At 59.1% G+C, this 13,360-nt stretch carries 10 protein-coding genes; 8 read left to right on the top strand and 2 right to left on the bottom strand.

All coding sequences use genetic code 11. The features are described from left to right. Window positions 1-228: 228 nt before the first annotated feature. The 6 genes from SB725_RS08405 (at window position 229) to phaR (ending at window position 7,970) form a co-directional block, all read left to right on the top strand. Window positions 229-1,851 (top strand): acyl-CoA synthetase, encoded by a 1,623-nt coding sequence (locus SB725_RS08405; protein WP_027923179.1) that lies wholly within the window; start codon window positions 229-231, stop codon window positions 1,849-1,851. Window positions 1,852-1,983: 132 nt separating this feature from the next. After that, window positions 1,984-2,310 carry a DUF485 domain-containing protein gene (locus tag SB725_RS08400; protein ID WP_008146418.1) on the top strand — a complete coding sequence of 109 codons (327 nt, stop codon included), beginning with the start codon at window positions 1,984-1,986 and terminating at the stop codon, window positions 2,308-2,310. Further along, on the top strand, window positions 2,310-3,980 hold the full coding sequence (locus tag SB725_RS08395) for a cation acetate symporter (protein ID WP_027923180.1): 1,671 nt from the start codon (window positions 2,310-2,312) through the stop codon (window positions 3,978-3,980). The genes SB725_RS08400 and SB725_RS08395 overlap by 1 nt, the downstream gene beginning before the upstream one ends. A 64-nt stretch (window positions 3,981-4,044) precedes the next feature. Beyond that, window positions 4,045-5,817: an acyl-CoA dehydrogenase C-terminal domain-containing protein gene (locus SB725_RS08390; RefSeq protein ID WP_310264257.1), complete on the top strand. Its 1,773-nt coding sequence runs from the start codon at window positions 4,045-4,047 to the stop codon at window positions 5,815-5,817. A 127-nt stretch (window positions 5,818-5,944) separates the two neighbouring features. Further along, window positions 5,945-7,213: an OprD family porin gene (locus SB725_RS08385; protein WP_410921548.1), complete on the top strand. Its 1,269-nt coding sequence runs from the start codon at window positions 5,945-5,947 to the stop codon at window positions 7,211-7,213. A 208-nt stretch (window positions 7,214-7,421) separates the two neighbouring features. Next, a complete protein-coding gene (phaR, locus tag SB725_RS08380; RefSeq protein WP_155953719.1) occupies window positions 7,422-7,970 on the top strand; it encodes a polyhydroxyalkanoate synthesis repressor PhaR in 549 nt (182 codons plus the stop codon). Between the two features lie 35 nt (window positions 7,971-8,005). On the opposite strand, the gene phaP is transcribed toward phaR, so the two are convergent. Then, window positions 8,006-8,575: a TIGR01841 family phasin gene (phaP, locus tag SB725_RS08375; protein WP_027923184.1), complete on the bottom strand. Its 570-nt coding sequence runs from the start codon at window positions 8,573-8,575 to the stop codon at window positions 8,006-8,008. Window positions 8,576-8,830: 255 nt separating this feature from the next. Between phaP and SB725_RS08370 the strand changes: the two genes are divergently transcribed. Continuing rightward, window positions 8,831-11,266, top strand: coding sequence for a DUF3141 domain-containing protein (locus SB725_RS08370; protein ID WP_410921547.1), 2,436 nt, complete (start codon window positions 8,831-8,833; stop codon window positions 11,264-11,266). Between the two features lie 25 nt (window positions 11,267-11,291). Here the strand turns inward: SB725_RS08370 and SB725_RS08365 are convergent, their stop codons facing one another. After that, on the bottom strand, window positions 11,292-12,329 hold the full coding sequence (locus SB725_RS08365; protein WP_027923186.1) for an AraC family transcriptional regulator: 1,038 nt from the start codon (window positions 12,327-12,329) through the stop codon (window positions 11,292-11,294). A gap of 257 nt (window positions 12,330-12,586) precedes the next feature. Here SB725_RS08365 and phbB point away from each other — a divergent pair, with 257 nt between their 5' ends. Further along, window positions 12,587-13,333 carry an acetoacetyl-CoA reductase gene (gene phbB / locus SB725_RS08360; RefSeq protein WP_027923187.1) on the top strand — a complete coding sequence of 249 codons (747 nt, stop codon included), beginning with the start codon at window positions 12,587-12,589 and terminating at the stop codon, window positions 13,331-13,333. Window positions 13,334-13,360 lie beyond the last annotated feature (27 nt).

The following is a 13,360-nucleotide window of genomic DNA, read 5'->3' as shown; positions in this document are numbered from 1 at the left end:
CAGGTCCGCTTCGTTGGGGAAGCCAAGGATATACCGGCCTTGGCGGTAAGACTGTATTGATTTAGAACGGCTGGAATCAAATATAGTACATATCCTATATGACGTAGGTTGTACTTCCATATCTGTAGCTGAATGTTATATAAAGCAGATCGGACATAAAAGATGCCCTCAGCGGCGACGCTGCAAGGACATCTATAGAGCTAACAATCAGCCACCGAGTACCCGCACATGTCGATCTATGAACAAGGGCTAGGCCCTGCGGCTGTCAACCATATTGCCTTGTCTCCGCTCAGCTTCATCGAGCGCACCGCCAGCGTTTATCCGGACTACCCCGCCGTCATCCATGGCTCTATCCGCCGCACCTGGGCGCAGACCTACACCCGCTGCCGCCGCCTGGCCTCGGCATTGGCCGGTCGCGGCATCGGCAAGAACGACACGGTGGCGGTGATGCTGCCCAACATTCCCGAGATGCTTGAAGTGCACTTCGGCGTGCCGATGATTGGCGCGGTGCTCAACCCGCTCAACGTGCGTCTGGATGCCGAAGCCATCGCCTTCATGCTGCAGCATGGCGAAGCCAAGGTGCTGATTACCGACCGCGAGTTCCATGATGTGATTCACGCGGCGATTGGGATGCTGGATCACCCGCCGCTGGTCATCGACGTCAATGATCCGGAATACGGCGAAGGCAAGGCGGTCAGCGATCTGGATTATGAAGCGCTGTTGGCCGAAGGCGATCCAGCCTTTGCCTGGCAGTGGCCGGCGAACGAATGGCAAGCCATCTCGCTGAACTACACCTCAGGCACCACCGGTAACCCCAAAGGCGTGGTTTACCACCATCGCGGTGCTTATCTGAACTCGTTGGGCAACCAGATGACCTGGGCCATGGGCAATCATCCTGTGTACCTCTGGACCCTGCCGATGTTCCATTGCAACGGTTGGTGCTACCCATGGATTATTACCGCCATGGCCGGTGTGCATGTGTTCCTGCGCCGTGTTGATCCACAGAAAATCCTCACGCTGATCCGCGAGCATCAAGTCACCCATCTGTGCGCTGCGCCGATCGTGCTCAACGCCTTGGTCAACATGCCGGAGTCGGCTAAAGCCGCGATTGATCACCCGGTCAACGCGATGGTCGCCGGTGCCGCGCCACCGGCCAAAGTAATCGGTGCCGTGGAAGAAATGGGCATCAAGGTCACCCACGTGTATGGCCTGACCGAAACCTATGGTCCGGTGACGCTCTGCGCCTGGCATGCCGAATGGGATGAGTTGCCGCTGGACGAACGGGCGCAAATCAAATCCCGTCAGGGCGTGCGTTATCCGACGCTCGAAGGCGTGATGGTCGGCGACTCGAAGACGCTGGAGCCGACCCCGCGAGATGGTCAGACCATCGGTGAGATCTTCATGCGCGGCAACACCGTGATGAAGGGTTACCTGAAGAACCCGACCGCCACGGCCGAAGCGTTCGAAGGCGGCTGGTTCCACACCGGCGACCTGGCGGTGTGTCATCCGAACGGGTATGTCGAGATCAAGGACCGACTCAAGGACATCATCATTTCCGGCGGCGAGAACATTTCCACCATCGAACTGGAAGGTGTGCTCTATCGCCATCCAGCCGTCATGGAAGCGGCCGTTGTCGCCCGTCCCGATGAGAAGTGGGGCGAAACGCCCTGCGCCTTTATCACGTTGAAGGCTGATCACCAGGACGTTCGCGAGGCCGACATCATCAGTTTCTGCCGCGAGCATCTGGCCGGTTTCAAAGTGCCGCGCACGGTGGTTTTCACCCTGCTGCCGAAGACTTCAACCGGCAAGATCCAGAAGTACGTGCTGCGCGACAGGGCCAAGGCGCTCTAACCGAATCGACGTTGTACCCGTCAAGCGGCCGGTGTATTTACCGGCCGCTTCGGGCTCGTGCGGGCCGGATTCGGCGCTGCCCTGCCCTTAAATGCCAAAAGCATCGATAACAATAACAAGGTGGAGCCACCCATGATCGACATCCATTCAACCGATACCCAACGCTGCGAACGCATTCGGTCCAATCCGAAATTCCTTCAATTGGTGAGCAGCCGTTCGCGCCTGGCCTGGTCGCTGAGTGCTGCGGTGCTGGGCACTTACTACGCGTTCATGCTGGTGGTGGCGTTTGCCCCGCAGTGGCTGCATGCGCCGCTCGCCGAGCATCGGATGTTGACCCTGGGCATGCCGGTTGGCGCGGCGATCATCATTTTTTCCTGGCTACTGACCGGTTGGTACGTCTACAGCGCCAACACGCGTTTCGATGCACTGGGTGCCGCCATTCTCGAGGAGAGCAAGTAATGACTCTTCTGCGTAAACTTCTCCTTGCCGCTGCCGGGCTATTGCCGGCCTCCGTCGTGCTGGCTGCACCCGCGCTGGGTGCGGTGGAAAAACAACCCCTCAACCTGCATGCGATCGGCATGTTCTTCGTCTTCGTGCTGGGCACGCTGGCCATCACCTGGTGGGCCGCGCGACAAACCAAATCCACCTCTGACTTCTACACCGCAGGCGGTGGCATTACCGGGTTCCAGAACGGTCTGGCGATTGCCGGCGACTACATGTCCGCCGCCACGCTGCTGGGGCTGTCCAGCCTGGTGTTCGCCAAGGGCTACGACGGCTTCATCTATACCATCGGTTTCTTCGTCGGCTGGCCGATCATCACCTTCCTGATGGCCGAGCGCTTGCGCAATCTGGGGCGCTACACCTTTGCCGACATCGTGTCCTATCGACTGGACCAGAACAAAGTGCGGATCTTCGCCGCGTTTGGTTCGTTGACGGTGGTGTGCTGCTACCTGATTGTGCAGATGGTCGGTGCCGGTCAGTTGATCAAATTGCTGTTCGGCCTCGACTACCCGGTTGCCGTGGTGATCGTCGGCGCGTTGATGCTGGTGTACGTGATTTTCGGCGGCATGATCGCCACCACCTGGGTGCAGATCATCAAGGCAGTGTTGCTGCTTGCCGGCGGCACGACCCTGGCGTTCATGGCCATGTCGCAATTCGGCTTCAGCTACGAAACCCTGGCCACCAAAGCCGTCGAAGCCCACGCCAGCGGCTGGAACATCATGGGCCCTGGCTCAATGCTCGCCGACCCGATCAACACGGCTTCGATGTCGCTGGGCCTGGTGTTCGGGATTGCCGGTCTGCCGCACATCCTGATGCGTTTCTTCACCGTGCCTAACGCCAAGGAAGCGCGTAAGTCGGTGTTCTACGCCACCGGTTTCATCGGCTTCTTCTTCCTTGTTGTCTGCACCCTGGGTTTTGCCGCGATGGTCATCATCGGCACTGACCCGCAGTACTACGTCAATGGTGAAGTCGGCGGCGCCTTGATTGGCGGCGGCAACATGGTCGCCATGCACCTGGCCAAAGCCGTGGGCGGCAACCTGTTCTTCGGTTTCCTCTCGGCCGTGGCCTTCGCCACTATTCTGGCGGTGGTCTCAGGTCTGGCCCTGGCCGGTGCTTCGGCGATATCTCACGATCTCTATGCCACGGTGTTCAAGAAAGGCAAAGCCAGCCAGAAACAGGAAATGCGCGTGACCCGCATGGCCACTGTCGGCCTGGGCATCATCGCAATTCTGCTGGGCATTCTGTTCGAGAAGATGAACGTCGCGTTCCTGGTGGGCCTGACCTTCGGCATCGCTGCGTCGACCAACTTCCCGGTGCTGATCATGGCCATGTACTGGAAAGGCCTGACCACCAAAGGCGCAATCACCGGCGGTTTCGCCGGCCTGATCTGTGCGCTGGTGTTGGTGATCCTGTCGCCAGCCGTCTGGGTCACCGTGCTCGGCCATGCTCACGCGATCTTCCCGTACGACCACCCGGCGCTGTTCTCCATGCCGCTGGCGTTCTTCGTGATCGTCGTGGTGTCGAAACTCGACCGCAGCGTGCGCGCCGACAAGGAACGCGACGCTTACGCCGACCAATTCGTTCGCGCCCAGACCGGCCTCGGTGCCGCCAGCGCTTCCGCTCATTGATAGAAAGGGCACGGCCTGCTCTAGCGGCGCCGTGCCCATCGCACAACCTTTTGAGGTTCACGCTATGCCCGAATTCAACGCCCCGCTGCGCGACATGCGCTTTGTCTTGCATGAAGTATTCGACGCCCCGGCCCTGTGGGCACGCCTGCCAGCCCTGGCTGACAGTGTCGACGCCGCCACCGCTGACGCGATTCTTGAGGAGGCGGCCAAAGTCACCTCGCACCTGATTGCGCCATTGAATCGCAGCGGCGACGAGGAAGGCGCCCAGTGGGTCGATGGCCAGGTCAGCACGCCAATCGGTTTCAAACAGGCTTATGCCACCTACATCGAAGGCGGCTGGGTGGGTCTTTCCGGTAGCGCCGATTTCGGCGGCATGGGCATGCCGAAGATGCTCGCCGTGCAGTTCGAAGAAATGCTCTATGGCGCCAACTCAAGCTTTGCACTCTATTCAGCGTTGAGTTCCGGTGCCTGCCTGGCGCTGGATGCCCACGCCAGCGACACCTTGAAAAAGCTCTACCTGCCGCCGATGTACGAAGGCCGCTGGGCCGGTTCCATGTGCCTGACCGAAGCCCACGCCGGCACCGATCTGGGGATCATCCGCACCCGCGCCGAACCTCAGGCCGACGGCAGCTTCAGCATCACCGGCAGCAAGATCTTTATCACCGGTGGCGATCAGGACCTGACCGAAAACATTGTCCATCTGGTGCTGGCCAAATTGCCGGACGCACCGGCGGGGCCGAAAGGCATCTCGCTGTTCGTCGTGCCCAAAGTGCTGGTCAATGCCGACGGTTCCCTCGGCGATGCCAACGCCGTAAGTTGCGGTTCGATCGAACACAAGATGGGTATCAAGGCTTCGGCCACCTGCGTGATGAACTTCGACGGCGCCAGCGGTTGGCTGGTCGGTGAAGCCAACAAAGGCCTGGCGGCGATGTTCACCATGATGAACTACGAGCGCTTGTCCATCGGCATTCAAGGCATTGGCTGCGCCGAAGCGTCCTATCAGAGCGCTGTCACCTATGCACGCGAACGTGTGCAGAGCCGCGCGCCGACGGGTGCCATTGCTGCAGACAAAGTGGCCGACCCGATCATCGTTCACCCCGACGTGCGCCGCATGCTGCTGAGCATGAAAGCCATGACTGAAGGTGGCCGTGCGTTTGCCAGCTATGTCGGGCAGCAACTGGACCTGGCGAAGTTTTCCGATGACGCCAAGGAACGCGACAGCGCGCAAACCCTGGTTGCGCTGCTCACTCCGGTGGCCAAGGCGTTCTTCACCGACACCGGCCTCGAAAGCTGCATTAACGGCCAGCAAGTGTTCGGCGGCCATGGCTACATCCGCGAATGGGGCCAGGAACAATTGGTCCGTGACGTGCGCATCGCGCAGATCTACGAAGGCACCAACGGCATTCAGGCCCTGGACCTGCTCGGACGCAAAGTGCTCGCCGACAAAGGCTTCGCGCTGCGCCAGTTCACCAGTGAGATTCGTCATTTCGCCGATCAGCCTGATGCGCCCTACTGCGCTCAACTGCTCGATGCCGTGCAGCGTCTGGAAGACCTGAGCGACTGGCTACAGGATCAGGCCGCGACCAACCGCAACGAAGTCGGCGCCGCTTCGGTGGAGTATTTGCACCTGTTCGGTTACGTCGCCTACGCCTGGCTTTGGGCGCGCATGGCACAGGTTGCCAAGCAAAAGCTGCCCGAAGACGAAGGGTTTTATGGCGCGAAAATCGCCACCGCCGACTTCTATATCCATCGCCTGCTGCCACGCATTTTGAGTCTGGAGCAATCCATTCGCGCGGGCAGTGCCTCCTTGTTTGGCCTTTGCGCCGAACAGTTCTAACGATTGAACCGCACGCGGCGCCACGCTCCTCTCTTTTGGCGTTCGCGTTTTTTATTGATAAGCCCTCGCCCACCTGGCGAGGGCCGCGGGACCTGTCTTTCCATAATAAAAATAAAGGGGCTTCACCATGGACCGCAACACCCGCATCCTCGCTACCCGACTGTTGCTATCCGGCGGCGTCATCAGCCTCTCGGCCCCCGCCGCTGCTGACTTTGTCAAAGACAGCAAGGCCAGCCTTGAGCTGCGCAACTTCTATTTCAACCGTGACTATCGCCAGGACAACGCTGCGCAATCCAAACAAGAGGAATGGGCACAGGGTTTCCTGCTGCGCTATGAATCGGGATTCACCGAAGGGTTGATTGGCGTGGGATTCGATGCGATCGGACTGGTCGGCGTCAAGCTCGATTCCAGCCCTGATCGGGCAGGCTCCGGCCTGCTAAAACGCCACCGCGACACGAGCCAAGGTGCGCAGGACGAGTATGGCGAACTGGGGCTGACCGCCAAAGTGCGCGCCTCAAAAAGTACGCTGAAACTCGGTACGTTGCTGCCGAAACTGCCGACGGTACTGGCCAACGATTCACGGCTGTTGCCACAAACCTTCAAGGGCGGTCAGTTGACCTCGCTGGAACTCGAAGGCTTGACCGTGGATGCCGGGCGACTGACGCAGGTCAATCAGCGCGACTCCTCGAACTACGAGGACATGGGCATCACCCGCACTGGCGCCAAGGGCATCACCACACGTCATGTCGATAGCGACAGCTTCGATTTCGCCAGCCTGAACTACAAATGGACCAGCAACCTCGCCACCGGCTACAGCTACGGTCACCTCGACAACTTCTACAGCCAGCACCTGGTCAACCTGACCTACGTGTTGCCGGTCACAACCGGCCAGTCGCTGAAGACGGATCTGCGCTTCGCCCGCTCCACGGACGATGGTGGCAGTAATGTCGATAACAATGCCATTGGCGCGATGTTCACCTACAACCTTGGCGGGCATGCGTTGGGCCTGGGCTATCAAGGCATGAGCGGCGATACCGGCTACGCCTACATCAACGGCACCGACGCCTTCCTGGTGAACTTCGTGCAAATCGGCGACTTCGCCAGCAAGGACGAAAAGTCCTGGCAGGCGCGCTACGACTACAACTTTGCAGCCTTCGGCGTTCCGGGCCTGACCTTCATGACCCGCTACCTCACCGGCGATAATATCGATCTGGGTGGCAACCGCCCGGAAGGCAAGGAATGGGAACGTGATACCGACATCGGTTATGTCGTGCAGGGCGGGCCGCTGAAGAATGTCGGCGTGAAATGGCGTAATGCGACGGTTCGCTCGACCAACTTTGGCAACGATCTGGATGAAAACCGCCTGATCGTCAGCTACACCTTGCCGATCTGGTAAGCCGATTCAATTTCTCTGAGGGGGGGCGCGCTACCGGCGGGCTCCCCTTTTTACGACTTGGGAATTTCGATGTGCTGGAGGGCCTCATCGCGGGCAAGCCCGCTCCCACAGGGTTCTTCTTTGAATGCAGAATTTGTGAACAACAGAGAATACTGTGGGAGCGGGCTTGCCCGCGATGGCGGCCTGAAGACCACCAATGTAGGTTAAGATGCCTACAAACCAGGCCCGCCGCGAGACGCCCCGCATGACTGATACCTCCCCCCGCCTGATCAAGAAGTACCCCAATCGCCGACTGTATGACACCCACACCAGCAGTCATTTGACACTGGCGGACATACGGCAATTGGTGGTCGACAAAATTGCCTTTCAGGTGGTCGATGCCAAGAGCGGCGAGGACTTGACGCGCAGCATCCTGCTGCAAGTGATTCTGGAAGCTGAAAGTGGCGGTGAGCCGATCTTCACTACCGAAATGCTGATGGGGATTATCCAGTTCTACGGCCCTTACCAGGGTGTACTCGGCAGTTACCTGGACAAGAGCATTCAGACCGTAATCGACGTTCAGTCCCAGACCGGCGCGCAGTCGTCCGAAGCCTGGAGCGACTTCATGCATCAACAGGCCCCAGTGATGCAGGACCTGATGCGCCAGTATGTCGACCAGTCCAAAGCGTTGTACCTCAATACCCAGAACCTGTTTGGCATGTTCGGCGGTAAACCCGGCACCGATAACGGGCCGAAAAAAAATGGCGATGGGGAATAAACCCATCGCCATTGGTGCCGCTTGCTTGACGTGACTTACTTGTTGCCGCTGGTAGCCTTGGCGCTTGCTTCCGGGGCCGCTTTGGTGGCCGCGGCAGTCGCTGCGTCGAAATTGCTCTGAGCCACATCGGCAGCCTGTTTTACGGCTTTCTGTGCGCTTTCGAACACGGTACCGGCATTCGCTAGGCTCGACTTGAACGCTGCCACAACGGGTTCGGAGCCGGCCGGTGCATTCTTGCCGATGGTTTCAACGAACTCTTGCACCTGTTGGGTGCCCGCTTCGACCTGACTCGAAGTCAATTTGGCGATGTCCGACTGAGTACCGACGATCAGTGCTTGAACCTGACGATTGAACTCGGCCAGACGTTCGGCCTGCGCGCTCGGCTGGGTGAAAGAAGCCTGCAGATCGGCGAAACCTTGTGGATCACGGACGGCCAGCAGCTTGCGAACGCCTTCGAAGTGCTCTTCGGTGGAGTCGCGCAGTGCCTTGAACTGCAACTGGCTGAGCTGTTCAACGCTGGCGAAGACTTTGCCGCTGATTTGCTGCAAAAGATCGAGGTTGGCTTTCTGAGCGGTTTGCAGTTTTTCCGTATTGAAAAAAGACATGCTTGAATCTCCTGGTACTGGAAGGCCCTGATGGGCCTGAGGACGCGATAGCGATCCGGCCAGTCATCGCGTTAGCCTTGATATTGCAGTGCACAAAACCATTTGGCAACGCCTATTTTTGTGCAGTGCAAAATATACTTTGCTAAAGCCCTCCTTATACGCTGTAGACTCCTGCTCATCGAACGGCCAGGCTAGCGCTCTTTAACCAAAGGGTTCAGACGGGCCGGTCCCCATGCACCGCGTCAGGAGATTACGATGGGTCAGGAATTAAATATTGCGCTGCAAGATGAAAAATTCTCCGAACCCGCTGGCTTGTTTGAACACCTCAATCATCTGCAACGCCTTAATACCCGCAACGTCCTCGACGCCGTACAGAAGCGCCAGGCAAAAACCTTCGCGCCTTTAAGCCTTGGGCAACTCCGGCAGCCAACGCCTGCTGACTGGCAGGAATACTTCACGGACCTTGGCCAACGCAGCGTGTTGTTCTGGGATACCTTGCGTCAGCGCGGCGACAACACCCTGGCCCACGAACGCGCCGGGTATCCGCTGCTGCTCAAGTTCAATCATGAAACGCTGGTCGCCGGGGAAGCCCTGCCCCGCCCGGTCAACTATTCGTTGTTGCAAATCCTCGGCGGCCCGGGGCAACCGATCGACAGTAAGAAACAGCCCGTGATCATCATTGACCCTCGCGGCGGTCACGGCTCGGGCATCGGCGGTTTCAAACAGGATTCGGTCATCGGCGAGAGCCTGAGAGCCGGCCACCCCACCTACTTCATCTCCTTCAGTCACTCGCCTCGCCCAGGGCAAACCCTTGCCGATATCACAGACGCCCAAGCGAAGTTCATCGAGGTCGTCAGCGCCCGCCATCCGGACAGCGCCAACCCCGTGCTGATTGGCAATTGCCAGGCCGGTTGGGCATTGATGGGGCTGGCGGCTACCCGACCGGAGCTGCCGGGGTTGATCATCGTCAATGGTGCGCCGTTATCGTATTGGGCCGGTGTCAATGGCCGCAATCCGATGCGCTACACCGGTGGTTTGCTAGGCGGTGGCTGGATGGCACGCCTCGGTAGCGACCTCGGTAATGGCCGTTTCGACGGTACCTGGCTGGTCAGCAACTTCGAAAGCCTGGACCCGGCCAATACGTATTGGGGCAAGTACTACCACCTGTTCAGTGAAGTCGACAGCGAGGCCGCACGCTTTCTGGATTTCGAACGCTGGTGGGGCAGCCCGACCCTGCTCAATGGCGAAGAGATCGAGATGATTGTCGACGACCTGTTCATCGGCAATCGGCTGTCTGGTGGCCTCGGTCGCAAGAGCACCGGGCTTGACCTCAAGCTGATCGAAGCGCCGGTGGTGGTGTTCTGTTCGTATGGCGACAACATCACCTCCCCGCAGCAGGCACTGGACTGGATCACCGACGTCTATCCCAGCGATCTCGCGTTGCAAAATGCCGGGCGCACCATCGTGTACCTGCGACACGCGAGCATCGGTCACCTGGGCATCTTCGTGTCCGGTGAAGTGGCGCGGCGTGAACACCGTGAATTGCTCGGTGCGGTCGATGCGATCAATGCGCTGTCGGCCGGGCTGTATGAGATGCTGATCGAAGACCTGCCGGAGAATTCGCCGACGCCGTATGCCGTGCGTTTCGAACGCCGGCGGATCGCCGACATCCATGGCCAGGTGCAGCCGCCCCGTGATGACGATCGGGAATTTGCGCTGGTCCAGCGCGCGTCCACAATCAACAATGGCGTGTACGACGAATTCATACGCCCGTGGTTGCGCCAGCTGATCAACGAACCGAGCGCCGAAATGCTGCGCCGCACCCACCCTTTCCATCAGCAGCAAGTGGCCTGGAGCAGTTTGAACCCGGCGCTGTGGTGGCTGGCAGGCAGTGCCGCTCAGGTGAACAAGGATCGTCACCCCGCCAGCCAGAACAACCCGTTGCTGGTCTGGCAGGAACTGTTTTCCAACCAGGTGCAGGACGCCTTGAACGGCTATCGAGACCTGCGTGATGCAGCACAGGAAATGTGTTTCTACGGCGTATATGGCGTACTCAATAGCCTCGCCGGCACTGCGCCTGGGCGAGATCTGCAGGCGCACGCCGAGCAGCACGACAAGGTCTTGATCGATCGTCTTCAGGACGCCCTGCCCCTGGGCGGTCTGATGGAAGCCTTGGTACGGATCCTGTTTCTGCTGGACCGCGACAGCGACGAGCCTGGCAAGGAAATCGTCGAACGGTTGATCCAGCAATTGCAGGTACTGCTCCAGGACTACAGTGCCCAGCCGTTGGACCTGCGCGAAACGTTGCGCCTGCAAAAACTGCTGGTCGCCACTCACCCGCAAGAAAGCCTTAACAGCCTGTCCTTGATGCTTGTCGAGGTTGAGGAACGCCAACAAGTGCTGGCGGCCGTCGCCAATTTGTTGCCGGAACTGTTGATCAGCGGCACCCATAACGCGTTATGGTGTGAACTGCACGCACTGCTCGACGTCCCGCTGCCTGGTTTCATCCTGACCCAGCCAGCCGCTGAAGCCGATGTCATCGCAGCACCGGTCCCGGTCATGACGCCTGAGCCGATCGTGCAGATACTCGCCGCGGAGCCCCCACAACCGACGCCCGTCGCCAAGGTCAAGAATCCGGTACGCCCCCCTGCCAAGGGCAAAAAAGGCGCGAAGAAACCGCCGGTGACATAACGCTGAGTGGTTGGCGAGAAGCGCGTCAGACGGGCGCGGCTTCTTCCATCTCGAACGACTCGTCAGCCCGATACTGGCCCGGGGTCATGCCAAACCATCGGCTGCACGCTTTGTTGAAGCTGCTGTGGTCATGAAAACCAAGGAGGTACGCGACATGCTTCATGTTGAAGTGAGAATGGCGCAGGTAGAAATCGGCCAATTGCCGGCGCACAGCGTTCTGCACGTCCTTGAATTGCGTCCCGTCTTTTTCCAGGGCCCGTTGCAGCGTGCGCTTACTGATGTTCAAGGCGGCAGCGATCGATTCCATGTCGCATTGCCCCTGTCCATGGCTCAATCGCTCGGTAATCAGCGCCCGAATCCTGCCGGTAATGGACAAGCCGAACAGCAGATCCAATTGCGTCTCGGCAAAACTGTCATGCAATACCGCTAAGGCCTCATTGGCCATACTCAACGGTCGCAGCAGCTCCTGCCCGTCAAACAGAATGCTGTCGTAGGCCGAACCAAAAGTCAGGTCGCAATCAAAAAGCCGTTGATGCGCGGAAATGTCTTTCGGTTCGGGGTAACTGAACTCGACGCTCAAGGGTTGCGGTAACTTGCCACCGCCCAGCCAACGGCAGAAGCCGAGCAAAGAAGCCAACCCGGCATCGGCATACTGACGGGGCTTGATGGAACCGGACTGTTGATGATCGAGCGAGGCGAGCCGGTAATGCTGCTGCTCCGGAACAAAAAACAGACTGAACCCGTTACCGATCAATGGGCTGAAGCGCACCAGGCGCTCCAGCGCCCGTTTGAGGTTGAGGCTCGACATCATGGTGTAACCGACGATTTGAAAACTGCCCGGATGAAAGTGCCCGTAGGCCTTCAAGCCGATGTCCGGATCACCGCTGGCCTGGGCGGCCAGTTGCCACAACCGATAGATCACCCTTCGCTCACAAAGCGCCCCGGGTGTGTTCGCGATCTGCATGTCCAGTCCGGCTTCCCGACACAGGCTGGCAACATCCAGTCCTTCGGCCGAAAGCGTATTGACCAACACGTTGGCATAGCCTGAACTCATTCTGTACATGGGGTCCTCACTGACCTGTGGAACCGGACATCCTGTCCGGAGCCATGACTGATCTACGTTGAATCAAAGAGTAACCGACCGTTCAATGCCAAGAATTGATCCCGGTACCGGTAAAGGTCATTGACTGCCAGTGATCCGAAAACACCTGCATGGCACCTATGGACACCAGACAGTCACCTCCCAACACTTCCGCACACCCCGCCAATACCGAACAATCTTCCCATCTTGCAGCGCAAAAAATAAAAGGGAAGCAATCTATGAAGTCGCTTGGTCGTATTGCGTTGGTCACCGGTGGTATGGGTGGGATTGGTACGGCAATCAGCCGACGCCTGTACACCGAGGGATTCAAGGTCATTGTGGGTTGCAGCGCTGATTCAGCCCGCAAGAACGATTGGATCGCCGCTCAGTTGGTAGCGGGTTATCAGTTCGAATGCATCTATGGCGACATCACCGATTGGGAATCAACGCGAAAGGCCTTTGAGGGCGCGCGGGAGCAATTCGGACCGGTCGATGTGCTGGTCAACAACGCCGGAATCACTCGCGATGCCTCCTTTCGCAAACTCACCCCCGAAGACTGGAACGCCGTGATCGGCACTAATCTCAGCGGCTTGTTCAACACCACCAAGCAGGTGATCGAAGGGATGTTGGCCAAGGGATGGGGACGGGTCATCAACATCTCCTCGATCAACGGTCAGCGTGGCCAGTTCGGCCAGACCAATTACAGCGCGGCCAAAGCCGGCATCCATGGTTTCACCATGGCACTGGCCCGGGAAGTGTCCGGCAAGGGCGTGACCGTCAACACCGTTTCGCCAGGCTACATCCAGACCAGCATGACCGCGGCCATCCGCCCGGACATTCTCGACACCATGATTGCGTCCACACCGGTCGGGCGCCTCGGTCAACCCGAAGAAATCGCCTCGATCGTGGCCTGGCTGGCGTCCGGCGAGTCGGGTTACAGCACGGGTGCCGACTTCTCGGTCAACGGCGGCATGAACATGCAGTAGACCTGTGGGCATGGCCCCCAGCTCTCG

Source organism: Pseudomonas sp. SIMBA_041, from assembly GCF_046535095.1.
GTDB classification, from domain to species: domain Bacteria; phylum Pseudomonadota; class Gammaproteobacteria; order Pseudomonadales; family Pseudomonadaceae; genus Aquipseudomonas; species Aquipseudomonas mucoides.
Note: the sequence above shows the minus strand (reverse complement) of the source record. Positions and strands in the feature narration are given on the sequence as shown.

Coding starts and splice junctions, on each gene's coding strand:
- SB725_RS08405 (WP_027923179.1), top strand. CDS start 229: ATGTCGATCTATGAACAAGGGCTAGGCCCTGCGGCTGTCAACCATATT.
- SB725_RS08400 (WP_008146418.1), top strand. CDS start 1,984: ATGATCGACATCCATTCAACCGATACCCAACGCTGCGAACGCATTCGG.
- SB725_RS08395 (WP_027923180.1), top strand. CDS start 2,310: ATGACTCTTCTGCGTAAACTTCTCCTTGCCGCTGCCGGGCTATTGCCG.
- SB725_RS08390 (WP_310264257.1), top strand. CDS start 4,045: ATGCCCGAATTCAACGCCCCGCTGCGCGACATGCGCTTTGTCTTGCAT.
- SB725_RS08385 (WP_410921548.1), top strand. CDS start 5,945: ATGGACCGCAACACCCGCATCCTCGCTACCCGACTGTTGCTATCCGGC.
- phaR (WP_155953719.1), top strand. CDS start 7,422: ATGCCTACAAACCAGGCCCGCCGCGAGACGCCCCGCATGACTGATACC.
- phaP (WP_027923184.1), bottom strand. CDS start 8,575: ATGTCTTTTTTCAATACGGAAAAACTGCAAACCGCTCAGAAAGCCAAC.
- SB725_RS08370 (WP_410921547.1), top strand. CDS start 8,831: ATGGGTCAGGAATTAAATATTGCGCTGCAAGATGAAAAATTCTCCGAA.
- SB725_RS08365 (WP_027923186.1), bottom strand. CDS start 12,329: ATGTACAGAATGAGTTCAGGCTATGCCAACGTGTTGGTCAATACGCTT.
- phbB (WP_027923187.1), top strand. CDS start 12,587: ATGAAGTCGCTTGGTCGTATTGCGTTGGTCACCGGTGGTATGGGTGGG.